The sequence below is a fragment of the Acididesulfobacillus acetoxydans genome (assembly GCF_902729405.1).
Classification (GTDB): Bacteria; Bacillota; Desulfitobacteriia; order Desulfitobacteriales; family Desulfitobacteriaceae; genus Acididesulfobacillus; species Acididesulfobacillus acetoxydans.
Window position 1 is genome coordinate 3,391,747 of sequence record NZ_LR746496.1, and the last position, 25,495, is coordinate 3,417,241.

Consider the following 25,495-nt stretch of genomic DNA (forward strand, 5'->3'; position numbering starts at 1 on the left):
TCCATTATAATGTGACTAAGCTATTTCATCCGCTAAGATCGGACAAACACCCGAAAATATAGACGAGATAAAAGACATACAAGTAATATGGAGAATACAGGAAACACAAGTAACACAAACACAAGCAGCACAGGAAATACAACAGATACAAGAAATACAAGAAATACAAAAGATACAAGAAATACTAGAGACACAAGAGACACAAGAGACACAAGAGACACAAGAGACACAAGAGACACAAGAGACACAAGAGACACAAGAGACACAAGAGGTACGGAGTACACTAGGAATAAAAGAGATATAGGATCGGAGGTATGCCAAATGCTGCCAAACAATGATGAGGCCTTGCGTTTTTTGCGTGAATTCGAGGTTTCCTCCCGAGACTACCTGAAGGAAAAAGGAGTCGGCGAGCGGGAAATAGCCAATGCGCAGCTCGACATGCAGTGGAATCTGCTGCACACGATCCTGCAGCAGCATCCTTTGCCGGTGCGCCGCCGCCAAGCGGGTCCCCGACGACCCGCGTCCAGGAAAGCCCGGGCCACAATTGCCTGATTTTTTCCGGCGTTCAAAAGGCAAAGCGTAAATATTTCTCCCAAGCTTGTATCACTGTTAAAGCCGTGGCCAGCGGTTCTTCATAATTCCAACCCTTGGCATAAATTCCTCGGTAAGACGGTCTAAATGACCCGGCAGGCTGTTGCTCCCCTATCAGCCGTTCTACCCCTTTACCCAAGGCCTCTTTTTCGCCCCGTTTCCCCGGGTAACCGACGGCCGACAGACCCAAAGCGGTCTCCGCCACGGATGAACCCCAGGATCCGTCCGGGTTCTGCGCCGCCCAGAGAAAATCCTGCGCCTTGCGGCGGGCCAGAAGTATCTTGCGCGCTCCTGTCCAATTTTGCCAGTTGAATCTCCATTTTCCTAAAAGCTCGGCCAGTTGCGCCGTTCCGTAAATCGGACCCTCGAACCAGACGGAATCAAGAGCTCCGCTGGTTTTCTGTTTTGTCAGGAGCCACTCCAACCCCCGGACCATGGTTTGATACGCGTCGCGGCTGCGATGCCGCCCAAGGGCTTCAAGAATATGAAGAGTCACATCCGTGCTCCGGATGTAGACCGGAAAGCCGCACTCCAAATCCGGCGGTTTTCCCCTGAAAGAGGGAAAAGTGCCCCAACTCCCATCCCGGTTCTGCAGGCGTTTGAGAAGTTCCACTCCCTTGCGGCTTTCCGGCGAAGCGGATAGGCCAAGCAAAGCCACCGCCGTATCATCCAAGTCCGGTTGGGTATAAGGTGAAGTACTGCCATAACTGCCGTCGGCATATTGCCCGCTTTTAAGCCGCCGCTCCGCTTGCGCCAGGAGTTCTGCCTCTTCTCGGTCGCGTCCCCCCATGATGTTCAAAGCCCAGCCTACCGACCAGTTTTGCAGATGATCGAAAGCCGGCCAACTCCCATCCCCATACTGCTTGCGCACGAGCCACTCTCCCGCCTTCCCGACTTTGTCACCGGCAAAGCGCCAGCGTACCAACGCCAGGAGGGCCAGGCTCGTTGCCACAACATCCTCTGACCAAGAGCCGTCGCCCATCTGAAAATCCACTAAATACTCAGCGGCAGGGCGGATGCCCTGGCTTTCGTTCGAGGCCAGGAGGGCGGCGGCGACAACGACCGGCCGCCCGTAAGCGGGGAGTTTCCTCAACACGGCTTCGCGCAGGATCCCGGGTAAGGCTATTTCCTCCGGGGTTGGACCTTCCAGCCCGGGTACGACTTTTTGACCCAGGGAGAGAATCATTTCTGAAAACTGCCGGGCCCGGCTGAGGAGCACCACTCGGCTGAGCCAACCCCCTTGGCCGCTTTGAGTCACAGCCTGAACCAGGCGGGAAATTTCCGGGTCAGGGGAATCCCCCGGATATTTTCCCCATCCCTGACCTTGCCGCTGTTGCCTGAGCCAGGTTATACCCCGTTTCTCCGCTCCCCCGAAATCCCGGCCTACGGTCAGCAGGGCCAAGACGGCAAGAGCCGTCGCCCCCGGGCTCGCCGAAACCCCATGAGCCTCGTCCAACTTTCCTGACAGGATCTGGCGCATACCGGTGAATACGAACTGCCGGGCCTGGGCCACGGCCTTTTCCACTTCTCTTTTCTCGACCATGCGGACCTCCCCACCGTTAACACAACTTCCATATTTATACTATGGTTTATGTTAAGGTGGGGCACAAAGTGTCACCGAGTCTTACGGGACCGGAACCCCGAACCTCCCTATGGCGGCTGAAGCCAGGGGCATACGGCTAAGCCTCTTGGTCATGATCCCGGACGCACGTGGCGGCGAATCTCATCCCGGGCCAGAGCGTCACAGCGATTGTTAAAGGCATTGTCGGCATGGCCTTTGACCTTGAGCCACTCAACTTCATGCCTCTGGGCCTGAGCCAGCAGGTCCCGCCAAAGATCCGAATTCTCCACTGGCTTTTTCTTAGAATTGAGCCAGCCGTTTCTAAGCCAACCGGCAAACCAATTTTGGCGAAAAGCATTGATCAGGTAAGCGCTGTCGCTGTAAAGCCGCACCCGGCATGGTCTCTTCAGCGTTCCCAGCGCCTGACACGCCGCCGTCAGTTCCATCCTCTGATTGGTCGTCGCCGCCTCATATCCTGACAGTTCTTTCTCCCGCCCCTCATAGAGCAGAATGGCGCCCCAGCCTCCGGGACCGGGATTTCCGGAACAGGCGCCGTCGGTATAGATTTCCACCGTCGTCAGCATGGCCACTCACCCTTCGTCTACACCAGCGGCTCACTCATCATCCGCCCCATTTTTTTCCTCCGCCGCCACATCCGTTGTCCTGCGGACTGCGTCACTTTCCGTTTCTCCGAAATCATAGATGACGGCCACCTCATCACAGTTGGGGAACTTGACACAGTTAATACACTCTTTCCAAACCTTCTGGGGCATCTTCTCTTTATCGACGCGATGAAAGCCGCAGCGTTCAAAGAAAACCGGGCTGTAGGTCAAAGCAAAGACCTGGTCGCAGCCCAAAGCCTGGGCTTCCTCCGTTAAAGCGGCGACAAGGGTCTGCCCGACATGCTTTCCTTGTTCTTCCGGAGCTACGGCCAAAGCCCTAATCTCCGCCAGTTTTTCCCAAATAATGTGCAAGCCGCCGCAGCCCACAATTTTTCCATCCTCTTCCGCCAATAAAAAGTCCCGGACACTCTCGTAAAGTGTGTTCCGCGAACGTGGCAGCATGAGACCTTCCTCCGCAAAATGGTTGATCAGGGAGAGCATGTCCTCCACATCCTGAAGTCTGGCCTTGCGCAATTTCATCCGTTCAATTCCTTTCCCTTTTAGCCGTCAGCAAGTATTCACCGAGCGGGACGTATTTTCGCCGCCCCCGCTCCACCACACTTTCCATCAATGCAAACCCCCGCACCTCGTCGGTTCTAATCGGCACGTCCCTAACCCGTTGCGCGTCAAATCCCCGGATTCCCCCGCTGGCCAAAGTTATGTGAGGGCGATACGGCCGACCCTCAGGCGGATATCCTTGTTGGGCCAAGGCCCGATCCAGCCGGCGCTGCAGTTGCACCAGGCCGGTGCTCTGCACACCCGCCCACAAAATCCGGGGCCTTTGCAAATTGGGAAAGACCCCGAAACCCCCCAGCCGGACCGTAAAGGGCACGCCCGACTCCGCCGTCACCGCCAAAGCTTGTCCGATGCCCGCCACTGCTTGGGGGCTGACCTCCCCCAGGAACTTCAGAGTCAGGTGTAGATTGTCTCCGGCCCGCCAATACCCCTCGACGCCCTCATTGCGGAGAATTCGCTGCCAGGTAAGCAGTTCGCTCAGCGTTTCTTGGCTCCAATTGATCGCGACAAAGACTCTCATAGCTCATCCTCCGCATCGATTATATTTAGGGCGCCGTCCCCTTCGCGGCTCCAGGGCCTCCTACCGGCCAGGCCCTTTCCTTCGCCCTTTCCTTCGCCCTTTCCTTCGACATCTTCTCTCCTAATTCCTGCCTCACCCTTCAGGGAGACTGCAAAGTCATTCCATAAGCCGATCTATCCGACTTGACGCACCGTTTTAAGCCTGTCCGGCGAATAAATCCGACTTTGACGAGACTCTGCCCCACCCTTCCCATTCGTCTTCTTTCCGGGTTCGATCCGCTCGCTTTATTCTTGCACCTGGCCGGCTCTTTCTATGCCAAACCCTGTCTTGACTTTTGAGACCCCGGCGCCAAGAAAGGACTTGAAAAGTCTCCTCGCAGCCCAACCGCCCCCTACCGGGATTCAAGGAGAAAAACTTCCGCTCAAATTCTCCAGCCGTTCCTTCTGCCAGCCTTCGGGCAGGACCCAGATAGGAAACTGCTCGGGAGCCTTAAGCCAACAATGCCAACGACGCAAGTCCTGTTCCCATTCCGGCAAGGTCAGCCACTGGACGCGCCCGTCCCACTCCAACCGTCGCCCCTCATCATCCGTTACAGCGGACAGCAACGCGCTTTTCTCTAAAACAGCGGCGAGGATCAAACTTAGGCTCGCCTCTGACATCGGTCTCTCCAGCACCGGCAAGACGATGCTCATCTGTCCGTCGGCCGCAAAATAATGCCACTGCCCGAGCACGGTCACCCAGTTATGCCCCCGCTCCGCCGGAAGCCAAGGCCATTCCCAGGCCTTCCCCCAAAGCGTGGAGACGACCCCCGCGCTCTGGTACAGCCAAAAACCGAGCAGGTCCCGTGCTTTCAGCAGCCCGCGCTCCTCTAACCCCCTCAGCTGAATTATGATTTTATCGACCGACTGGCGGAATTCCCGGTTAAGATGGCCCGAAGCTTCGACCCAGCCCGCTTTCTGCCACAATCCCATCAACTCGGGATCCTTTTCCCATTTTGCTTTCGTCCCCAATTCAAACTTCTTTCCCCTGCGCACAATCTCGGCAATCTCCAGGTGACCCCACAGGAATGCGATCTGCTGGGCTTTCAACACGCAGCGGATCCCTTCGATCCCGGCAAAATAGTCCCGGACAACCTCCAACTGCTGGCGAGCCACCGGATTGAGCCCCTGCCCCCAGGTCCTCCAAGTGGGGCGCAGTTCACCCAGAGTGGGATAATCGCTCCCGCCTGTCCGTTGCTCCGGCACCAGATACAAACTGGGGGTCAGTCTCTCCCGCCAGTAAACCGCCCTGGCATTCAGCACTCCCCCGATTTTTCCCATCGCCTCCAGGAAGAACGGCGAAAAATCCGGCGCCACAAAGTAGATCACGGTTTTGGCCCCGTTACTCAAGCGATTTCCCCACATCACGCCGGCCAACAAGAGTTCCTCTTCCCGGGGAATGGCGGCACTGGCTACGATACCGACGCGCAAAGCCGTTTCTCCCGCTTGAAAATAGGCGAACTTGTTCGGCAGATGCCAAGCCTTCTTTTTCTCTGACGGGCACTCCTGCCAGTTCCTCGCTACAAAAAGATCCGCGTGCTCGTCCCACGTTTGACCCCAGTCACTGTTCACAGGCATCCTCCCCCAGCGTTATTCATATACATGTTTACGCTTCCGGGAAAGGCAAAATACCTATAAATACCAAAAAGACCCCGAAAATCGAGGTCTTCCCGGCCGGGGCAAAGATTATGGCGCACCAAGAATTGTGGTGCCGGCGAGGCCTTTGCCGGCGCCACAGCGACCCCGCCGCCCAGCCCCGACCCGTTAAACAGTGGCAGGGCCGGTTCGCCTTACTTAAACAGCTGCCCCGCATAGACGACGAAACAACGCAGGGCCAGGCCCCCGATCACGACCAGGCTGCAGGAGGGCAACACTAAGTTCTTATGCCGGGAAACTCCGTAGAGCGAAAGCAGCAGAGGCAATATCAAACCAATCATCACAACACCCAGCCAGAACAAGGCCGCTAAGTTCCCGCTGAAAAACACGGCCCGCACAGAAGCGTAGAGAACCGCCACGAGCAGTATTTCGATCACAATGAGAACTATGTCTATTTTCTTGTACACGGTCAAATCGTCACACGTGCCCGCTCCGAGCAAGGTTGCCGCCAGTCCGGTGGAGAGAGCGGAAACCAGGAACAAAAAAGGCAGGAAAGGCACTCCGGCTATTCCCGGCAGGTGAGTGCTCCAGAAGACATTGGTAGAGACCGCCGACAGCAAAAAGCCGGTGTATGTCGCGGTGCCCAAGGCAAACAGCGCGCCCAAGAAGGCAACTATACCGCGTCCTCCCACTGTCCCGGCGGCCTTAGTTGCGGCCGTCTCGTTCGCAGCCCTGCCCACTCTGACTTGAACCTTGCTGCCAACCTTGACGGAGGTCCAAACCAGATAGGCGTACAGCAAAGAGAGGACGGTGAAGATCGAGATGATAAATACCCCGATAGACATGACAGAGCCGAAATTAACGTTGAAAATAAGTTTCCAAAAACTCAACGGACGGCCCAAATCGAAGACCAAAAGTCCCAGCCCAACGATGATTGCCACCGGCGCGAGGAAAGCTCCGGAACGAATGACTCTCGCTTGGCCGTTCTTCTTAAATAAATCGGTCAGAGAGGCCGTCAAGAAAGCTCCTCCGGCAATGCCTGCCAAGAAAAGATAAACGGCAATCAGCCAGCCCCAAATCACCGGGTTCGCGGCACCGGCACCCCAAGTTATATCCATCGCTATTTCACTCCTTCGTAGTCATAATGAACACTGGGCCGGGTGCCAAACTGCGCTTTGCGGACCTCGGTCCGGTGTGTGGCCATGTAGCGGGCCACTTCGCTTTGCGGGTCATTGGCGTCGCCAAACAGCAAAGCCCCCCCGACACAGGTGGTGACACAAGCCGGCTTTTCCCCCTTCGTGAGGCGGGTATCATAACAGAACGTGCACTTATCGGCCGTACCCGTGTTCTTGTTGATAAAGCGGGCATCATAGGGGCAGGCGGTCATGCAATACTTGCAGCCGACGCATTTGTGGCTGTCTATCAAAACCAGACCGTCTTTGTTGTAGTGGGAAGCCGTGGTCGGGCAGACCTTGACACAGGGTGCGTCTTGGCACATTTGGCAGGCCTGTTTTTCAAAGAACACTTTAACATTGGGATAAGTCCCGCTGGGTCCGATAGCCGGGGACTTCGTGCGATACTGCCCGTCCGGAACTTTGTTTTCGAATTTGCAAGCCACCGTACAAGCTTGGCAGCCCAGGCACTTCTTCAGCTGTATAACCATGGCGTAGTGTTTCGCCACTCCATTCACCCTCTTTTACTTGAAGTTTGGAATCAAGCCTTGCGAACTTTGACAAAGGTCATAGAGGTAATTGAGTTGCCCACAGAACCCAATTGATCAGGAATCAGTTTGTTGTCGTTAATCCCTTTGCCAAAGGCACGCGTGAGTTGGGGAGAAATCTGGCCAAAGCCATGGTAGCAGAAAACAGTATCCGGCCTGATGCCTTCCGTGACGTTGGCCGTCCCCTTATGCTCGTACTTGCCGGCCGAAATGATCAGCGTATCCCCCGTCTTAATGCCAAGCTTAGCCGCGCTTTGCGCGTTGATCCACAACGTATTCTCCGACATCAGCTCATGCAGTACCGGCACATTGTGCGTTCCGACGTTGGTGTGCACCGCAACCTTTCCTTCAATAAGGCGAAATTCTCCTTCACCCGGCTGGGGATACGGAACGTAGACCGGCACTCCGGCCCCCGTTGCTTCCTGGACAGCATCCGAGAAAATCTCGATCTTTTTGCTCTTCGTTGCCAGCAGAGTCAGAGGCGCCTTGGCATCACCGGACCTGACGTAAAAGGGTTTCATGCCGGCCGGCGTCCAGAGACCCTTCTCGGCAAAAACTTTCCGCGAGATCCCGGTCGGAGCGAGTTGACGTTCCACATAATCATCGATGTCTTTGTAGGGAAAATATTGACCATAGCCCATCTTTTCCCCCAGTTCCTTATAAATCTGCCAGGCCGGCTTAGTGTCCGCATAGACCGGGTCGACAGCCTGCTGACGCAGGACATATTTGGGAGTGAGGCCGGACATATCAAAAACTTGCTCTGTCCGTTCCAAATACGTGCATTCGGGCAGAACGACGTCGGAATTGTAAGCAGTGTCCGACATATAAACATCACAGGTCACGAGAAGGTCCAGTTTCTTAATAGCCGCCAATGTCTTCTCTGTATCTCCGATACTCATGACCGGATTGAAGCGATGCACCAGCCAAGCTTTGATCGGATAAGGTTTTCCCGTCAGGATCGTCTCGGTAATCTGACCGACCGCTCCGTCCGCGATAGGCGTTAGCTGGCGGGGCGTACCTTTCTCCCCCGTCCCATCGATTCTTCCTTTTTTCGGTTTCGGGAAGGGCGGCACTTTGACCGGCCCCAGTTTTTTCGCATAGGCGGCCATGGCCGGAACTTTTTTCAGAGTACCCGCGTCTTTGACCTGGTAATAACCCCCGGGAACCTCGAAATTGCCCAGCATCATATTCACGATCATGATCGCGCGGCGCAACTGAAAATCATCTGCGGTAAACGTCGTCCGCCAGCCGTACTCAATCAGGGAATGCGGCTTGGCTTGGGCTAATTCCCGCGCCACCCGAATAATCGTATCCTGAGAAATGCCGGTCTCTTCGGCCGCCCAAGCCGGAGTCTTGTCTTGCACCTGGGCCGCCCACTTATCAAAGCCAACCGTATATTGCTTGATAAATTCTTCGTCATATAACTTCTCGTCGATGAGCACATTGGCCAGCGCCATAATAAAGGCCAGATCAGTTGCTCCTTTGACAGGAAGCCATTCCCCTTTCGCAGCCAGGACACTGAACCGGGGATCTAAAACGACCATTTTGGTCCCTTGACTCAGCGCTTTGGCTACGGCTCTGGTCTGGGCGACATGAATTCCTTCAAAGAAGTTCCTGCCTACTACCAGGAGATATTTGGTATTGGCGTAATCGGCATTGATGGCCGCCGTACCAAAAGTAGTGTTTAAGCCGATAATCCGGGCCATCGGACAGGTCGCTTCGTGTGAGAACAGGTTCGGACTCCCGATGGCCTTACCGATCGTCTGAAAAAATACGTCATATGGCCCTATGTGACTGGTCTGAGCCACCGCTTCACCGCCGTATTGCTCCTGCACGGCTTTCAATTTCTGGGCAATATACGTATAGGCTTCATCCCAAGAAACTTCCTTGAACTTCCCGCTCCCCCGCTCTCCCGTGCGAATCATGGGTTTCTTGATCCTCTCCGGATCGTACAGTAAAGACGGTCCGGAGTTGCCCCTGGCGCAAATGACCCCGCCAAAGGCCGAATCGTTCGGGTTGCCGTCAATTTTGACCACTTTCCCGTTTTCGACTTTTACTGCAATCGGGCATTGGTTACGGCACATTTCACAAGAGGAATACACGGTTTTGCGGGAAACCGGCGCGGCGGCCGCAGCCCGGCGCGGGTTCAGGGCAGCAGTGGCAGCACCCAAACCGCTCAAAGCCACTAAGGTTCCCCCGGTTCCGTACAGGGCCCCTTTCAGGAATTGCCTGCGTTGCATATGGTTCTTGCCCCCTCAAAAATAAAATAACGCTAAAGAGTTCACAATTTCAGTCATAAAGTCGCAGTCATAAAGTCACGGCCAATATTTCGCCGGAGGTGACTGCCCAAATGTTCCCAAGTAAAGCCTGAGTCAATAAGCCTTGCTCAAGCAAAAGGCACTCGGTAAAATCGAATAACCCCTATTGGTAAGGGAAAGTATTCCTATTCACGAGCCTGCCCCGACTCCTCCCGGTTCCCGGATTGCGGCGACCTTCTTAATAACGGTCGGACCTTCTTAATAACCGCCCCCTTGGCAACATCAACACTGACCCAATTGCCAAGACGCTAAGAGCTCCGCGGCCTGGCTGTAAACCGGCCGCTCGGATGCTCGGATCTTCGGCAAAATCGCCCGGAGAAAAGGACGCAAGTGACTTTTCCGGAAACTCCCAACCGCATCCCAGGAACCCCTTCCAGCCAAGCGGGCGAGAAACTCCAATTCTACACCCAGATGGTCCGGCAATTCTCTTTGGTCACTCCTGAGCCCGTAACCCAGAGAGAGGTAAAACTTCCTCACCTCTTCCGCTTCGCACCCCAAAACCAGACCGTCCCGGTCTAAGTACACTGAAGCATAGGGCGGGGCCTCTACGCGGCCCGTTTCGAAGAGTGGAATATATTCTTTCCAGAGGGCATTTTCACGCACTTCTCCAGCCGGAAAAGCCCGGCAGAACTCGCGCAATTCGCTGAAGACTTTTTCCGAAGACGATATTTCCTGCGCCCAAAGGTCGATCAATTCCTCCAAATGCCGGGCGATGTCCGGCCGTGGCCGTTGAAAAATCCCGGCAAAGGAAAGATATAGTTCCTCCGCTGTTTCCTGTTCCACCCGAGACACCCCCTACCCAAATTTGATACGCTTTCGGCGGCGCTCAACCCGTGTGACCTGCAGCTTTGATCCTGTCTTTGACCCAGTCTTTGATCCTTCTGCCCCCTTTCACCATTATCTAACAATATTCGACATTGCTGGTCAGAGATAGATTAGGGATAGATTAGGGATGGATTAGAGAATGTTATCTCAAGTATAAGGTTCGATACTATACCGCCCTTTTCCTCTGCTGTGTTTATTTGAAATGTTTATCTTACTATAACTTATGTTTATGGATCGGATCATAGGTCTCCCTATGCGTTGCCATTTGCCGTTGTGCGCCTTACAATAACATTAGGTTTCTTTTGCTTTTTGCCTTTGCTTTAAGGTGGGTGTTGACGTGGATAACTTCCAATTAGAGATTTTTTGCGCGGTTACTCGCTTACGAAGTTTTTCCAAAGCGGCTAAGATGCTGCACATGAGTCAACCGGCCGTGAGTACACACATCAAAAACCTCGAAGAATACTATCGAGGTCAGCTTTTTGAGAGAACACCCCACGGCGTCTGTTTGACAAAAGCCGGGGAAACCTTTTATGCCTATGCGCAACGCATCATGGATTTGCAAAACGAGATGGAAACGGAACTGGAAAAAGTACTTTTACGGGAGAATAACCAACTGGTAGTGGGAGCCAGCACATCCATCGGCAACGTGGCATTGCCCTGCAGCATTTACTTCTTCAAAGAACGCTATCCTGAATTGACCGTTCGCTTGGACATAGCCAACTCTGTGGAGATTATCCGCAAACTGTACGCGGACGAGGTAGACATTGGGGTGTTGGAAGGAGATGTGGTCATACCGGAACTGGCAGCCATCCCGGTGACAAGTGACGAACTCGTCCTCATCCTGCCCGCAGATCATCCTTGTCGGGGTGAAAGCCTGAGCCTGGAAGAGTTTCTTCAACTACCCCTGATTCTGCGTGAGGAAGGATCCGGCTCACGAAGAATACTGGCGAACGTCTTAGAACTTCAGGGGCATTCACTCCCCGAACTGAATGTCGTGACAGAAATGGGCAGCATCGACGCCATCAAAAACGCAGTGGCCGCGGGACTGGGATCGGCCGTGGTGCCCCGGCTCAGCGTGCGTAAAGAATCGGAAGCCCATACTCTGCGGGTGTTGACTGTCTCCGGCCTGCCCATGTCCCTCACTTACTATGTCGTCTATCCCGTGCACAAATCTTTGTCGACCGCGGCCAAACGTTTCCTCAGTTTTGTCACCGACGCGGATAAGAACTTCCTGTGCTGAACTTGGATTCAGAACTTCTTTTACCAATCCTTCGGCGACAACTTCCTTAACCAAGCCTGAGCGGCAGCTTCCTTCACTAAACCTTAGGAATCCGTATCTTAGCCCAAGCCGATTCTTCAGGCACTAAGGTGCTCCATTCGCCAAGCCCCCCGCCCAATTTCTGATGACCGTCAGGGTTTCCCCCAAAGGCAAGGCCCGCCTGAGATGCCCGTCCCTCCCCACCATCGTTTCCGCCAGGAAGATGGCATTCCAGATACTTTCAGCCGTCGTTTCCGCCACCGCCTGGTAATACCCGTCCAGTTCCCAATCTGAGACGCTCTCGCACTCCGACAAAGAGGCGGTGCTCACCAGCAAAGCAAAATCCCCGCTGCCGGGACGCGAAAGTGAACCCGTACGGGCCTGCCCCAAAACCGTACGCTCAGCCAGCTTTTCCAACTGCCGGCTGGAAAGAGGAGCATCGGTGATCCCGATGCTGATGAGAGAACCCGGCACGTACGAGCCGCTCGCCTCGGCCGGAAGCAACCTTCCGACAGGCACCCCGTTAACAAGTAAATCCTCCTGCAGGCCGAAATTTGCCAAAACCAGCATGCCCAAGACAAACCTTCTCCCGTTCTTCCCCGTGATCAGCCGGGAGGCACTGCCGATCCCTCCCTTCAGTTGGAAGCAGGACATACCCACTCCCGCACCCACATTCCCCTGCGCCACCGGCCCGGCGGCCGCCCTCTTTATGGCCAGGACGGCATCCCAGGGTTTCACGTGCCGGCCACGAATATCGTTCAGATAGGAATCGTCACACTCAAACACCACAATATCCGGTGTCCGGGCATTATTACCGATCTTGGCGTTTTGCCGCAAGAGATAGTCAATCACTCCGTTCGCCACATCGTTGACACTCAACGTATTCGTGAGCAGGATCGGAGCATTGATGAGCCCCGTTTCCCGTATGTATGGAACCCCTATGGACTTGCCGAACCCATTAAAGACGAAAACCGCAGCCCGGCAAGGCCGGCGGTACAGATTGCCAGAGTGCGGAAGAACGGCGGTGACCCCCGTGCGCACAGGCCCTTGTCCGGGTACCAGCGGGCCCTGGCCGCGAATGAGGGAAACATGCCCGACCGTAACTCCCGGCACGTCGGTCAGGTCATTGAGCTTTCCCGCCGGCAGAGCGCCGAGCCACAAGCCGAGCGCGCGCGGGCTCAGCCGTCCCGCTGCCCCGGATGCCCCAGCCAAGCTATTCCCCCGGCATTCGGGTTGACGCAACACAAAAATCACCCCCCTCAACCCTATGGGGAAGAGAGGGGCCTTAGAACCCTGAGCCAAACGTCAAGAACAGGCTTTGGCCAGCTTGCTCAGGAGGGAAATAAACATAAGCGCCAGTGGATAAGCCCGCTCCTGGCTGCTGTAAAAGCGTTCGTAACTGGGTTGGGCAAAGAGCATCTCAACCTCATCGCGTAAATATTTAGCCACAACCTGCAATTCGATCAGCTTATCGACTTTGGCCGCCACACCCATTTCGCCCGGCTCAATTCCCCTTTGTCTCAGGAGAAACGCAGTCACATCCTCGATCCCCTTTTGAGCGGCTTGAAGAAATCGAACGTTTTCTCCGGACAAAAGGAGACTGTACGCTGCCTGGAGAGAGGACCGGATATCCTCAGGCAAAGCCCGGTTCATCGTCAAATGCTCCATCTTTTTTAAGCAGGGACAAGTTGCCCGGCAAACCGTGTTCACATCATCCCGGCTCATGGCCGGATCGATCAGCTGGCGGTGCGGCAGGCCATTTAAAGCCGCCAGGACCAATTCGTGCGCATCGGAGTCAGATTCTCCCCTGTACACCCAGCGTGTCTTGCCCAGTTTTTTCCGTCGGACTTCTTCGGGTGTGAGCTCGACCATGCCCGGACGCTCGGGTATCGGAACATTGAACTGAAGATGCCACCCTTTTTTCTGTCTAACCACCTTCAGTACCTTATCAGTACGGTGATAGAAAGCAATTCCGTCCCGCGTCGGGCAGCTGCTCAAGCGTTGGCCGATCCATTGATAGAGCAGCGCCACGTGTTCATCGAAGACCTGATCACTCATAGCCCCTTTTCCCCCTCCACCTGACTAAACACCTCGGGCCCTTCCGGGCTCCTCAGGAACCAAACGACGGTCCCCTTATGTCCGTTTCTTCGTCTGCTAACACTCCTGACACTCCGAAGAGCAGTTCGCATGACCCTTCGTATGACACTTCGTCTAACACTTCGTCTTTTAAACTGAAAATTCCTCCCTAACCTAGCGGGTATTTAATTTTTTAATGTATGCAAACAGATATCCTCCGATTGTCCCGGCCCGGTTAGCGGAATACCGCCAGCAGGATTACACCCAACCCCAAAATCAGGCGATAGCCCACGAAAATATTCAGGTTATTGTGCCTAAGGAACTTGAGAAAAAAGGAGATACTGAGAATCCCAACGACGAAAGAAGAAAGTACTCCCGCAATAAAGGGCAGGTTCAGAGCCGCCGGGGTCAGGTGGCGCAATTTGAGGATCCCCGCCCCCAAAATTATCGGAGTCGACATCAGGAAAGAAAAGCGCGCGGCAGCCTCCCGGCTGAGATGAAGCCAGCGGGCCGCGGCTATGGTACTCCCGGAACGCGAAACCCCCGGCAAAATGGCCAAGGCTTGTGATAACCCGATCCAGAGCGCATCCCCTATCGTCATCGTGTCCAAATTCCTGGCTTGACGTTTTTTGTCGGCAAGATAGAGGACAATACCCATGACAACAAGAAGCGCCCCGATTAAGGCGGGCGCACGGAAAACGGTCTCAGCTTTCTTTTCCAAAAGCACGCCAAATAATCCCCCCGGAATAGTAGCCACTACCAGATACCAAAAAAGGCGTTTTTCTTCCGAAGGCCTCCGGCGGAGGGCAGAGCGGATAAGGTTCAGCCAGTCATGCCAAAAATAAAGGACCACAGCCAACAGCGTCCCCATGTGTAAGGCAACATCGAAAGTTAAACCGGGAACCGGCCACCCTGCGAGCCAAGGAACCAAAATAAGATGTGCTGAGCTGGAAATAGGCAAGAATTCACCTAAACCCTGAACGATGCCGAGAACCACCGCTTGAAAAACCGTCACGTTTTCAACCTCCCACTCTTATGATTAGACCACGACTTTATACCACTATATCATAAGCGTTCAGGTTGAGAAACGAAAACGGTAAAACTCGCCGGCACTTTGCACCGGAGCACAGCGCTTTTCCGCCAAGCACAGCATTTTGCTTCAAAGCACAGTGCTTTTCTCATAAGCGCGGCACTTTGCTCCCAAGCTTAGCGCTTTTCTTCTAAGCCCGGCACCTCTCCTCCGCCAAGCCGTCCCAAAAGACACTGAGAGCCTGTCTCAATTCCTCTTTCAAGGTTCCGTCCCCGGTAACGTACCAACTCATAAAATGCTGGATCATAATACCTTCCAACATCTCCGCCAAAAACGCCGGGTCGTAATTCGGGCTTATTTCTCCTTCCCGTTGGCCGAGCGCCAGGATGCCCTGCAAGCCGTAGTGCAGCCCCATATCGAACTCCGCTCCTTCGCGGCTGCGAACCACTACCCAAGCGATTTCACGTTCGTCCGTCACGAAATCCGCCCAATAATCGAAGAGACTCTCCAGTTTGGCCCGGGTGGAAAGATCGGCCTTTTCGCGCCGGCTCTCCAGAATATCCCGGTAGGCCCGCCGGGAGAACTCCAAGATCACAGCCTCTTTGGAACCGAAATAATTGTAAAAAGTGCCTTTGCCTACGTCCGCCAACTCCGTGATCTGCTCGATCGAAGTCCGCTCCAATCCCTGCTTGCGAAATAACTGCATAGCCGCCGTGAATATCTTTTCCGAGGTCTCCTGTTTTTTCCTCTCGCGGCGTGACAAATCCGCCATTTGACCTTCCCCCTCGCGCAATCTTTCCTCCGGCCGGAACCAATTTCTGTTATATTTCGTTATCATCCAGAAATTTCCTGCCAGTGGGCGCAAGGTTGCATAAATTTTTCTCCGGAAAAACGCTTCAGGTCGAATGACGGGCTTCATAGCCCAGCTTCCAAACCAGCAGGGTCCGCCAAACCGCGCGTTCCAGCTGGGCCTCCGCCCGGCTCAAGGCTTCGCCCAGGCTAGTCGGGCCCTCCGCGATGCTCAGACACGCTTCTATGCCCGCCGCGGCCAGAAGGTTCGGGTCTCCTTCCACGGCCCCGGAGAGGACTAGGACCGGAACTCCGGCTTGGCGGGCATAAGCCGCCACTCCGGCCGGAACCTTACCAAACCCGGTTTGGAAATCCGTCTTGCCCTCCCCCGTCAGGACCAAGTCGGCTCCCGCCATTTTCTCCCGTGCCCCGGCCGCTTCCAAAACGATTTCGCTACCGGACCTCAGGCTTGCCCCTAGTAAGCCGACCAGGCCCGCACCCAGCCCTCCCGCGGCACCGCCGCCCGGGAGGCCGAGAAGGTCGCGCCCCTGTACCTGACCGAGCACACGTCCCCAGTTGGCCAAGGCTTGATCCAACTCCCGCACCATCTCCGCCGTGGCCCCTTTTTGCGGTCCATAGACCGCGCTCGCCCCCTGAGGCCCGCAAAGTGGATTTTGCACATCACAAGCCACTTCAAACTCAACATCCTGAACTCTGGGATGTAAATCGGCAAGTTCAATGCCGGTGAGGCGCGCCAACTCTGCGCCGCCCGGTCCCAGAGCCAAACCCCGGGCATCAAGCAATTTCGCGCCCAAAGCCTGCGCCATCCCCGCTCCGCCGTCATTGGTCGCGCTGCCGCCAATCCCAATCAGAATCTTCCCGACTCCCTTGTCCAGAGCGTCTTTAATTAATTCCCCCGTGCCCCGGGTCGTGGTGACGAGCGGATTTCTCTCTTCAGCCGTCAGCAATGGGAGCCCCGAAGCCGCGGCCATCTCAATGACCGCGGTCCGCCCTTGATCGAGAAGACCGTACACAGCCTCCACCGGACGACCCAGCGGGTCGGAAACCGTGAGCTTCACCTTCTCTCCGCCCGCCGCGGCCAGAACGGCGTCCACGGTCCCCTCTCCCCCATCTGCCATCGGGATTACTTCCACCCTGCCCTCCGGGAATACGCGTTTCACCCCGCGTTCCATGGCTCGGGCCGCTGACAGGGCACTCAGACAGCCCTTGTAAGAATCCGGAGCCACAACAATACGCACCGGAACTCCTCCCTCAATTTTGCCGGCTCAGGCGCAGCCCCATCCAGACCCCAATCAGGACGAAGATGACCAGGCTCAAAAAATCGACCCCGACCATACTCCAATCCTGCACCGCTATCCCGGCCAGATAGGTTAGAACATAAGTCAGCACATTGTAAACAAGGGCGGCCGTCAAGACCTCTCTGATTCCGCTTTTCTGCTCCACATATCCGGCCAGGAATCCGACCGGATAGAAGACGGCAAAGTTGAACGCCACTTGACTCAAATAAGTCTCCGCCGTAAAGACGCCGCTCCAAATAAAATACAAAAGAAAAAGGATAGCCCCGTAACGCCAAAAATTGAGCCGCATGCCGCCCTCCATCCGAGCTATCAGGAAACCCTCCCCCCAAGACCGATTCTCCCATACCCCAGGTGTGACCCTTATTCTCTACTCCGGGTTAACTCCCCATCGTTGTGCGGCATCCGTTCCGGTCTCACCTCGGCCCGCGGCACCCCTCTCATGGACCTCTGTCCCCGCGGCACCCCTCTCATGGACCTCTGTCCCCGCGGCACCCCTCTCATGGACCTCTGTCCCCGCGGCACCCTCTCATGGACCTCTGTCCCCGCGGCACCCTCTCGTGGACCTCTGTCCCCGCGGCACCCGTTCCGGTCTCCGGAGCCCAAGCGACTATGCTGGGGTTTTGAGGATCCGTCTCGGGGTGAGCCCTTAAGCCTGAGGCTATAGACGAGTGAATCCGGATATCACCCTCTCCGAAGCACGGCGGCCCCCAAACCTTAGAAGCTATAGTTGGGGGATTCTTTGGTAATCGTCACATCATGGGGATGGCTCTCCCTCAATCCCGCCGCCGTCATGCGGATAAATCTGGTCTTGGTACGCAAGGCTTCAATATTGGCGCTCCCACAATAACCCATGCCTGCTCTCAGCCCTCCGATCATTTGGTAGACCGTCTCGGCCAGGGGGCCTTTATAGGGAACCCTTCCCTCGATCCCCTCCGGAACCAGTTTCTGATCCTTTTCCTGGAAATAGCGATCCCGGCTGCCTTCTTTCATAGCCCCGATCGAGCCCATACCGCGATACACTTTAAAACTTCGCCCTTGATAGATTTCGATTTCACCCGGGCTTTCCTCGGTTCCGGCGAACAGGCTGCCGACCATAACCACCCCCGCGCCGGCCGCCAAAGCTTTGACGATATCGCCCGAGAACTTGATTCCCCCGTCGGCAATGACCGGAATTCCCTGCTTGTCCGCCTCCTGCGCACAATCCATGATCGCTGTGATCTGCGGCACGCCGATCCCCGCCACGACCCGGGTCGTACAGATGGACCCCGGCCCGATGCCCACCTTGACGGCATCGACTCCCGCCTGGATCAAATCCCGGGTCCCTTCGGCTGTAGCCACATTTCCGGCAATGATTTGCGCCCCCGGGAAATGGTGACGCATTTCCTTAACCGTCCTCAGAACCCCGACCGAATGGCCGTGGGCGGTGTCGACCACAAGAACATCGACTCCCGCCTTCAGCAAAGCCTCCGCTCTTTCTATGGTATCGTCGGTAACCCCCACGGCCGCCCCGACTCTCAGACGCCCCCGCTCATCCTTGGCTGAATTGGGGTACTGGCGCGCTTTCTCGATGTCTTTAATCGTAATCAGCCCTTTGAGGTCACCCTGGGCGTCAACAATCGGCAGTTTTTCGATTCTGTGTTTGCTCAGAAGTTCTTTTGCCTCCTCCAGAGTCGTGCCGACGGGAGCGATGACCAAATTATCTTTGGTCATAACCTCTTCAATCCGGCGCTGGTAATCTTTCTCAAAACGCAGGTCCCGGTTGGTCAGAATTCCCACAAATTTCATACCCACCGTAATCGGGATACCCGAAATCCGGTATCTGGCCATTAAGTTCAAGGCATCCTGAATTTTCTGTTCCGGATGGAGAAAAATGGGGTCCGTGATAATACCGTGCTCCGAGCGTTTCACCCGGTCCACTTCCAGTGCCTGCTCGTCAATACTCATGTTTTTGTGGATAATGCCGATGCCGCCCTCCCGCGCTATCGCAATAGCCATGCGGGCATCCGTCACTGTATCCATCCCCGCACTCATTAACGGGATATTCAATTTGATTTTCTGCGTGAGATAAGAGCTTACATCCACATCCCTCGGTAATACCTCGGACCTGGCGGGGACGAGTAAAACGTCATCAAATGTTAATCCTTCTCCAATAATGCGGCTCGACATGTCAGGCTCCTTTCCTAATCTCCCATTTTTCGATTTCTCATTAGTATAACAGATAACCGGCGCGCTTAATAGGTTATTTTAGACAATCTCCTCGAAAATTGTGCAGCTCTGCCGTCTCGCCTTCCCGGCCCGCTTGCGTTCCTGCCGGCCCTCGGGTAGAATCGTAAGTGGACAATCATCCGGGCAACAACCGATTCGGAGGGAGGGTACCCGCAGAGTGCGCGGCCGGAGCATCTTTTACCGCAGCGGACAATTCATCGATGTGCTTTGGGCCCGTTTCGGACGGGAGGACCTAAGCCGCGCGCGCCATTTCCTCCCCGCAACCGCCTACGCGCTTTTCTTGCGCCAGTCTCCCGCCGAACGGCGGCACTCTCTCAAAGTTGCCGCCATAATCGACAACCGGGGCCCGGCTCTGCCGCCCAATGAACGGAGGACCTTGCTCCAGGCCGCCTTGTTGCATGATTGCGGCAAATCTCTCTTCCCGCTCCGCCTCTGGCAGCGTGTTCTGGTCGTGTGCTGCCAAAAATCTCCTCAGGAGGTGCAAACCCGTCTCCTCCGGGGCCCCAAAGTCGTCTCCTCCCCTTTGCGCCTGGCTCAGCTCCATCCGGCCTGGGGCAGCCGGCTGGCCCATCAAGCCGGCTTGAACGACGAGGTCTGCCGCCTCATAGCTGAGCATCATCAGCCGCGCACCCCTCTTGGGCGCCTCCTGGCTGAGGCGGACGACCGCTGCTGAAACGAAAATACGGGCAAAAAAGCATGAAACCCCGCGAGACGGTTTCATGCTTTCTTTTGATTGAGTTCTATCCTTTCCTGCAGTTCCACAATCTGGCGATTTTTCGAGAACAACCATTTGGCGAACCGGCTGTTATCCCTCTGCAAGCGGACATTTTCTTTCTCCAGGTTATGGATGAGAGCGATTTTTTCCCGCTCCACTTTTTCCAGAAGGTTCATCAGAACCCTGCGGCTGACACGCAAATGCTCAACCCGCTGTTCCAACTCTTTGACACGCACTCTGAGCAGCGTAAGTTCTTCTTGCTCTTCCAAATCCCGTCGCACCCCCGGCATCATCGTATTTCCAATAATATTCTATGCCGGGGGAGAACGTTTTAACCCTTTTGCCCCAAAAACCGCCCGATTCGTTCGGTCGCTTCCCGCATCACAGATTCCTCTTGAACTAAAGCAACCCTGACATAGCCCTCCCCGTGAGTACCGAAGGCCACGCCGGGAACTACCAGCACTCCGGCCTCCCGCGCCAAGTCAACAGCAAAGCGGAACGAGTCCCCGCCCCCCGGCACCGGTGCCCACACGAACATCGAGGCCTGGGGAGCAGGTATCGTCCATCCCGCCCGGGCACAGCCTTCCAACCAAACATCCCGGCGCCGCTGGTAAGCCCGGCGGTTCTCCGCCACTGTCTCTTCCACCTCCGCCCGGCCGGCCAGAGCCTCGACCGCGGCCCGCAAGACAGGGGCGAACCCTCCGTAATCGATATTCGATTTGACCGCTGCCAGTGCCTCCACGGCTGGGGCGTTACCCACCGCAAAGCCCAGACGGGCTCCGGCAAAATTGTAGGTCTTGGACAGGGAATGAAACTCGATTCCCACCTCTTTGGCACCCTCGGCTTGCAGAAAACTGACCGGCCTGTACCCCTCAAAGGCAAGTTCCGAGTAAGCGGCATCGTGGCAAACGAGAATATGATATTGGCGGGCAAAGTCCACGACCCGTTGGAAGAAAGAGAGCGGCGCCACCCCTGCAGTCGGGTTGTTGGGATAATTCAGAAACAGGATCTTAGCCCGCCGGGCCGTCCCGGGATCCACTTCCTCCAGGTCCGGCAAGAAGTCGTTCTCCGCCCGCAGGGCCAGAGGTATCTTTACTCCGCCCGCCAGGAGCAAACCGGCCGTATAGATGGGGTAGCCGGGGTCCGGTATGAGCGCAGGGTCTCCCGGATCGATGTAAGCCCAAAACACGTGCGCCAATCCGTCCTGGGAACCCATTAAAGGCAGGACCTCCCGCTCGGGGTCCAGGTCGACACCGAAACGGCGCTTGTACCAGATCGCGCAGCTCTCCCTCAGTTCCGCACTTCCCCGGGTCAAAGTATACCCGTAGTTCCTTTCGTCAAGCGCAGCCCTGCTGAGAGCCTCCCGAACCGAGGGAGCCGGCGGCCGGTCCGGACTGCCGATCGTTAAGTTTATTAAATCCTTTCCTTGCTTGAGTAAATCCAAACGGAGCTCATCCAGGCGGGAAAAAACAGAAACTCCCAGCCCCTGCATTCTCTGCGCCAACATATAAACATTCCCCCTCAACAACCTAACTTTTCCGGCTCGAGCCGTTGACTGAGCGCCCATTCCTTGATTTGGCGCACGACCGCCATGGATACTCCCCAGCCTCCGAGTTTGGCGGCGGGCTTGCGTTTCTCCCCATGGAAATCCGAACCTCCGGTCATGATCAAGTTCAAGTCCAGGGCAATTTTGTATAAGGCCCTTTCCTCCGCCTCCCTGTGCTCGGAGTGATATACTTCCACTCCCTGCAGACCCGCCGTAACCCAAAAAGGAATCCTGCCGGCCAGCCCGCCGAGCCCCGGGTGTGCCAAAACAGCTACTCCGCCGGCTGCCCGGACGAGGCCGATTCCTTCTTCCGGAGTCAGCTTCGGGCGCGGAACATAAGCCGGAGCCCCCCGCCCGAGGTAGCGTTCAAACGCTTCCCCGATACTGCCGACGCAGCCGTGCGCGATCAGAACCTGCGCCACATGCGGACGTCCTACGGACTCCCCCGTGGCCACCCGAGAAATTTCCTCCGGCTCGATCTCGATGCCCAAAAGGGAAAGTCTTTCCAGTATCCTCCTGATTCTTCCTTCTCTGCCCAGGCGCAAACTCGCCAGGCGCTCCCTCAGGAGGGCAGAACCGCCGTCGGGTTGATAACCTAAAATGTGAACTTCCCGGCCCTGCCACTCCGTATTGAGCTCGATACCGCGCACGATCTCAACTCCGGTTTTTTCTCCGACCGTTTCCGCCTCTTCCCAGCCCGCTATCGTATCATGATCCGTAATACCAACCGCCCTGAGACCGATCCGGGCTGCCAGGCGAACGACATCCCCGGGGGTAAAAAGCCCGTCGGAAGCCGTCGTGTGGCAATGCAAATCCGCTTGAACTTCCGCCGCCACTCTACCTTCTCCTTTTCCCACCACTTTTTGTCCCGTTTTCCGCCTCGAAAACTCCTCGAAACCTCCTCGTAATTTCCGGCTCTCAGGATCTTTTGCCGCTTGCACCGCCGCAACAGTCCAACGGACTGTCCGGCAGCGCGCACGAAATCTCACAGGCGGAACCTGAGGGCAATAGGCAGCCGAATCCAAAGGCTATACCCCCGGCGGACCCGACCCGCATCAACCCTCGCGCCGCGCTTACTTTCAGTCTATCCTTTCTTATCTTAGCACATTCGACAATAACCGCTCAAAATTTTTCGCGTAGATCTGCCCGATCTCCTGGGAGGAAAATCCCGCCCGTTCCAAATCCTCCGCCAGGAGCGGCAGGGTACTCACATTTTCCAAACCGTCCGGGGTCTCCGCGATCCCGTCAAAATCCGAGCCGAGCCCGATCACGTCCACTCCGGCCACCTCGGCGATGTGTGAAATGTGCCGGACGACATCCCGGCGCTCCGCTCGCCCTGAATCCGACAGAAAGGCTGGGCAAAAATTCAGCCCAACCACTCCCTTGTTCCGGGCCAGTGCCTTCAACTGCCCGTCCGTCAAATTGCGGGGATGGTCGCAAAGCGCCCTGGCGCAGGAATGAGAGGCGACGATAGGAGCGGACGACAGTTCGAGAACATGCCAAAATCCTGCTTCGTTGAGGTGGGAAACGTCTACAATCATGCCCAACTCATTGAGCCGCCGAACCACTCTCTCGCCAAAATGCGATAAACGGCCTTGACTCCCCTGCTCTCCCACCCCGTCCCCAATCGCATTGCGCTGATTCCAGGTCAGGCCCAAAGCCCGCACCCCCAGCCGGTGGATGATGTCCAGCAGGAAGAGGCTCTCACCCAGGATTTCCCCGCCCTCCACACTCAATAACAGACCCGTTTTGCTTTCCGGCTCGATCCGTTTCAGGTCGTCCCTGCCTTGAATGAGAAACACCCTTTCCCCATTATCCGAGACAAAACGGTGCAACGCGGCAATCAGTTCCAAGCCGCGCATCGTCGCTCGCGCCGGTTTATACTCGCTTTCGATGAAGGCTGCCATGAACTGGACACCCACACGCCCCCGGCGGGCCCTTTCCAAATCCCACTGCCCTCCTTCCTGACCGCGCAGGCTCCGCCGCTCCGAAGAGTAATCACCTATGCTGTCACAATGGCCATCAATCACGTAAGGTTTATTCATGAAAAACGCCCCCCTATATGCTTGCCGCAGCAAATTCCGGCGGATGAAGAAACAGCCGTAGACCGCCCGCTCAGGCAGCACGCTGAAAAGGTTTTTCGGATAGGAATCGAAAAAGCCTGTTTGCTGGGCAAACAGGCCGGAAAGCTGCAATCAACGCGGTTCAACGATGAGCTTGATCGCTGTCCGTTCTTCTCCGTCAATCTGAATGTCCGTGAAGGCCGGGATGCAGATTAGGTCCACCCCGCTCGGAGCGACAAATCCCCGTGCAATGGCCACGGCTTTCACCGCTTGGTTGAGGGCTCCTGCTCCGATCGCTTGCAATTCCGCACCCCCTCGTTCGCGAAGTACTCCGGCCAGCGCACCGGCGACAGAATTCGGGCTTGACTTAGCTGAGACTTTTAAGACGTCCATAAACTACAACCTCCTGTTTGCTCATTGACATGTATTTCCACTTCGCCTCTGCTAGATATTCGCGACAAAATCAAAAAGTCCTTTATTCTCAGAGAATTTTCTGATTTTTCCTCGGGAATAGCTGCGCTCCTTTAGCCATCCGCCCTCAACATTCCGGTTCACTCACTCGGCAAAACGCTGCACCCTCTCGATCCGGCGTGCTTTTCCGGTCTCCTCGTCCAGATCCAGGAGGACGGCATTCAATTGCATGACCCCGCCGGCAATGTCGAACTTTGCCGGCAGCTGGGTCAGGAAGCGGTTGATGACGACCTCTTTCTTAACACCGAGGACGGAGTCCCGCGGGCCGGTCATACCCACATCCGTAATGTAGGCCGTGCCCTGGGGCAAAATGCGCTCATCGGCCGTTTGCACATGAGTATGAGTCCCCAACACCGCACTGACTTTGCCATCCAAAAACCAGCCTAAAGCAATTTTTTCCGAGGTAGCCTCGGCGTGGAAGTCAACCAGAATCAAAGGACTCTCCTGGCGCATCAGGTTAATCAAGCGAACCGCTCCGCTGAAGGGATCGTCCAGCGCTGGAAGATAGACCCGCCCCGAAAGATTGAGAATCCCAACTTTAAAGCCGTGCAGGCGCACAAATCCATACCCTTGTCCCGGGGCCCCGGCCGGATAGTTGGCAGGCCTCACCAACCTCGCCTCACGGTCGATGAAATCCATAATCTGCCTTTTGTCCCAGACGTGATTGCCCATGGTAAGGAAATCAATGCCTGCTCCGTAGAGCTCTTGGGCCACTTCCTTGGTCAAACCATTTCCACCCGCGGCGTTTTCGCCGTTGGCGACTGTGAATTCCACTTCGTATTGGTCTTTCACCGGTTTAAGCAAAGCCCTGATCGCTTGGCGCCCGGTTTTCCCGACAATGTCCCCTATGAACAATACGATCATGAACGATTCCCCTTCCGTAACCCAGCGGCTCCGTCTTTTCCTAAAAGCAACCGATTGGCAAGCACTGCAAGGTCTTTGAACGTGTCTGTGGGCCAGGCCTCCGGACGCGTAACACCGGCTAATTCTTGAAAACCAAAACCCGGCCTTCGTCGCGAACCGCAACCACGTTTTTATCGATTTCGTCATCCCGCATCTTGGCCAGCAGGCGTCCGATCAGCTCCTCCTGAAAAAGCAATTCGTCTTCCGGAATGGCTCCGTCCGCATCGTCGAGAACCAGCGCCTCCCCAAACTCACACCTGAGCAAATCGACGATCAGTCCCACCTCCGTCTGAGTCATACTCTCTACATCCCTAGTCACGGTAAGCGAATAAATATCCCCTTCGCAGCGGCTTTCCACCCCGCAGAGTGTCATAGCGCTGCCCTCCAGGCCATGAAAAGCCGCCAAAGCGAGCGGAAGTTTGTTCCTGAGTCCCTCCACTGCCTGTCCTTCCGCTCCCATGAGCAAAAAGGTAAATTTCAGAGCATGCTTCTCCTGCCAATAATATATAGAACCCACTTCAGCATAGCGCACCAAAATCGAAATGAGCAAACCGGCCCCTTCCGGCACCTGTCTGCCGTCCTTATACTGCAAGCTCAGCGCCGCCATCTGTTTCCCTCTCCTTTTTCCTCTCCTTCTGCGAATTATGTAAGGTATTCGGCATCAAGCGGCAAAGTCCTTCTGGCACGTTCTGACATTTACCCGGCCTGTTTTCAGAGCCGGGAGGCAGGCGCTGCCCCGCGGACGTAAAAAC

General features: G+C 55.8%; 26 protein-coding genes. 3 read left to right on the plus strand and 23 right to left on the minus strand.

Going from position 1 to position 25,495, the window contains the following annotated elements; translation table 11 throughout:
• Positions 1-321: 321 nt before the first annotated feature.
• A complete protein-coding gene (locus tag MNU25_RS15135; RefSeq protein WP_240985829.1) occupies positions 322-552 on the plus strand; it encodes a hypothetical protein in 231 nt (76 codons plus the stop codon).
• A gap of 13 nt (positions 553-565) precedes the next feature.
• Here the strand turns inward: MNU25_RS15135 and MNU25_RS15140 are convergent, their stop codons facing one another.
• From MNU25_RS15140 to MNU25_RS15180, 9 genes are all read right to left on the minus strand, one after another.
• A complete protein-coding gene (locus MNU25_RS15140) occupies positions 566-2,134 on the minus strand; it encodes a prenyltransferase/squalene oxidase repeat-containing protein (protein ID WP_240985830.1) in 1,569 nt (522 codons plus the stop codon).
• 149 nt (positions 2,135-2,283) lie between these two features.
• The gene (gene rnhA / locus MNU25_RS15145) at positions 2,284-2,733 is read right to left on the minus strand and encodes a ribonuclease HI (RefSeq protein WP_240986875.1); all 450 of its coding nucleotides are present in this window, start codon (positions 2,731-2,733) and stop codon (positions 2,284-2,286) included.
• 33 nt (positions 2,734-2,766) lie between these two features.
• The gene (locus MNU25_RS15150) at positions 2,767-3,294 is read right to left on the minus strand and encodes an N-acetyltransferase (protein ID WP_306425009.1); all 528 of its coding nucleotides are present in this window, start codon (positions 3,292-3,294) and stop codon (positions 2,767-2,769) included.
• Positions 3,295-3,298: 4 nt separating this feature from the next.
• A complete protein-coding gene (gene thpR / locus MNU25_RS15155) occupies positions 3,299-3,850 on the minus strand; it encodes an RNA 2',3'-cyclic phosphodiesterase (protein ID WP_240985831.1) in 552 nt (183 codons plus the stop codon).
• A 401-nt stretch (positions 3,851-4,251) separates the two neighbouring features.
• Positions 4,252-5,460: a hypothetical protein gene (locus MNU25_RS15160; RefSeq protein WP_240985832.1), complete on the minus strand. Its 1,209-nt coding sequence runs from the start codon at positions 5,458-5,460 to the stop codon at positions 4,252-4,254.
• Positions 5,461-5,678: 218 nt separating this feature from the next.
• Entirely contained in the window at positions 5,679-6,602 is a 924-nt protein-coding gene (nrfD, locus tag MNU25_RS15165; protein ID WP_240985833.1) for an NrfD/PsrC family molybdoenzyme membrane anchor subunit, read from the minus strand.
• A gap of 2 nt (positions 6,603-6,604) precedes the next feature.
• A complete protein-coding gene (locus tag MNU25_RS15170) occupies positions 6,605-7,165 on the minus strand; it encodes a 4Fe-4S dicluster domain-containing protein (RefSeq protein WP_240985834.1) in 561 nt (186 codons plus the stop codon).
• 32 nt (positions 7,166-7,197) lie between these two features.
• A complete protein-coding gene (locus MNU25_RS15175) occupies positions 7,198-9,444 on the minus strand; it encodes a molybdopterin-dependent oxidoreductase (protein ID WP_240985835.1) in 2,247 nt (748 codons plus the stop codon).
• A gap of 300 nt (positions 9,445-9,744) precedes the next feature.
• Entirely contained in the window at positions 9,745-10,305 is a 561-nt protein-coding gene (locus tag MNU25_RS15180; protein ID WP_240985836.1) for a TorD/DmsD family molecular chaperone, read from the minus strand.
• A 379-nt stretch (positions 10,306-10,684) separates the two neighbouring features.
• On the opposite strand from MNU25_RS15180, the gene MNU25_RS15185 reads away from it, so the two are divergent.
• Positions 10,685-11,587: a LysR family transcriptional regulator gene (locus MNU25_RS15185; RefSeq protein WP_240985837.1), complete on the plus strand. Its 903-nt coding sequence runs from the start codon at positions 10,685-10,687 to the stop codon at positions 11,585-11,587.
• Positions 11,588-11,710: 123 nt separating this feature from the next.
• Here the strand turns inward: MNU25_RS15185 and MNU25_RS15190 are convergent, their stop codons facing one another.
• From MNU25_RS15190 to guaB, 7 genes are all read right to left on the minus strand, one after another.
• The gene (locus MNU25_RS15190; RefSeq protein WP_240985838.1) at positions 11,711-12,850 is read right to left on the minus strand and encodes a DmpA family aminopeptidase; all 1,140 of its coding nucleotides are present in this window, start codon (positions 12,848-12,850) and stop codon (positions 11,711-11,713) included.
• A 60-nt stretch (positions 12,851-12,910) separates the two neighbouring features.
• Complete coding sequence (locus tag MNU25_RS15195; protein ID WP_240985839.1) at positions 12,911-13,663, minus strand: hypothetical protein; 753 nt, start codon at positions 13,661-13,663, stop codon at positions 12,911-12,913.
• A gap of 253 nt (positions 13,664-13,916) precedes the next feature.
• Complete coding sequence (gene uppP / locus MNU25_RS15200) at positions 13,917-14,696, minus strand: undecaprenyl-diphosphatase UppP (RefSeq protein ID WP_240985840.1); 780 nt, start codon at positions 14,694-14,696, stop codon at positions 13,917-13,919.
• 205 nt (positions 14,697-14,901) lie between these two features.
• The gene (locus tag MNU25_RS15205) at positions 14,902-15,483 is read right to left on the minus strand and encodes a TetR/AcrR family transcriptional regulator (RefSeq protein WP_240985841.1); all 582 of its coding nucleotides are present in this window, start codon (positions 15,481-15,483) and stop codon (positions 14,902-14,904) included.
• Positions 15,484-15,607: 124 nt separating this feature from the next.
• Positions 15,608-16,759 (minus strand): glycerate kinase family protein, encoded by a 1,152-nt coding sequence (locus tag MNU25_RS15210; protein WP_240985842.1) that lies wholly within the window; start codon positions 16,757-16,759, stop codon positions 15,608-15,610.
• A 13-nt stretch (positions 16,760-16,772) separates the two neighbouring features.
• Positions 16,773-17,108 (minus strand): hypothetical protein, encoded by a 336-nt coding sequence (locus tag MNU25_RS15215; protein WP_240985843.1) that lies wholly within the window; start codon positions 17,106-17,108, stop codon positions 16,773-16,775.
• Positions 17,109-17,533: 425 nt separating this feature from the next.
• Entirely contained in the window at positions 17,534-18,985 is a 1,452-nt protein-coding gene (guaB, locus tag MNU25_RS15220; protein ID WP_240985844.1) for an IMP dehydrogenase, read from the minus strand.
• Positions 18,986-19,202: 217 nt separating this feature from the next.
• Between guaB and MNU25_RS15225 the strand changes: the two genes are divergently transcribed.
• Entirely contained in the window at positions 19,203-19,718 is a 516-nt protein-coding gene (locus MNU25_RS15225; RefSeq protein WP_240985845.1) for an HD domain-containing protein, read from the plus strand.
• Between the two features lie 44 nt (positions 19,719-19,762).
• Here the strand turns inward: MNU25_RS15225 and MNU25_RS15230 are convergent, their stop codons facing one another.
• The 7 genes from MNU25_RS15230 to MNU25_RS15260 form a co-directional block, all read right to left on the minus strand.
• A complete protein-coding gene (locus MNU25_RS15230) occupies positions 19,763-20,050 on the minus strand; it encodes a translation initiation factor 2 (RefSeq protein WP_372503557.1) in 288 nt (95 codons plus the stop codon).
• 41 nt (positions 20,051-20,091) lie between these two features.
• The gene (locus tag MNU25_RS15235) at positions 20,092-21,267 is read right to left on the minus strand and encodes an aminotransferase class I/II-fold pyridoxal phosphate-dependent enzyme (RefSeq protein WP_240985847.1); all 1,176 of its coding nucleotides are present in this window, start codon (positions 21,265-21,267) and stop codon (positions 20,092-20,094) included.
• Between the two features lie 14 nt (positions 21,268-21,281).
• A complete protein-coding gene (locus MNU25_RS15240; protein WP_240985848.1) occupies positions 21,282-22,142 on the minus strand; it encodes a PHP domain-containing protein in 861 nt (286 codons plus the stop codon).
• 258 nt (positions 22,143-22,400) lie between these two features.
• Positions 22,401-23,351, minus strand: coding sequence for a dipeptidase (locus MNU25_RS15245; RefSeq protein WP_240985849.1), 951 nt, complete (start codon positions 23,349-23,351; stop codon positions 22,401-22,403).
• Between the two features lie 150 nt (positions 23,352-23,501).
• The gene (gene spoVS / locus MNU25_RS15250) at positions 23,502-23,762 is read right to left on the minus strand and encodes a stage V sporulation protein SpoVS (RefSeq protein ID WP_006715678.1); all 261 of its coding nucleotides are present in this window, start codon (positions 23,760-23,762) and stop codon (positions 23,502-23,504) included.
• Between the two features lie 162 nt (positions 23,763-23,924).
• A complete protein-coding gene (locus MNU25_RS15255) occupies positions 23,925-24,704 on the minus strand; it encodes a TIGR00282 family metallophosphoesterase (protein ID WP_240985850.1) in 780 nt (259 codons plus the stop codon).
• Positions 24,705-24,822: 118 nt separating this feature from the next.
• Positions 24,823-25,350: a hypothetical protein gene (locus MNU25_RS15260; RefSeq protein WP_240985851.1), complete on the minus strand. Its 528-nt coding sequence runs from the start codon at positions 25,348-25,350 to the stop codon at positions 24,823-24,825.
• Positions 25,351-25,495: the final 145 nt, after the last annotated feature.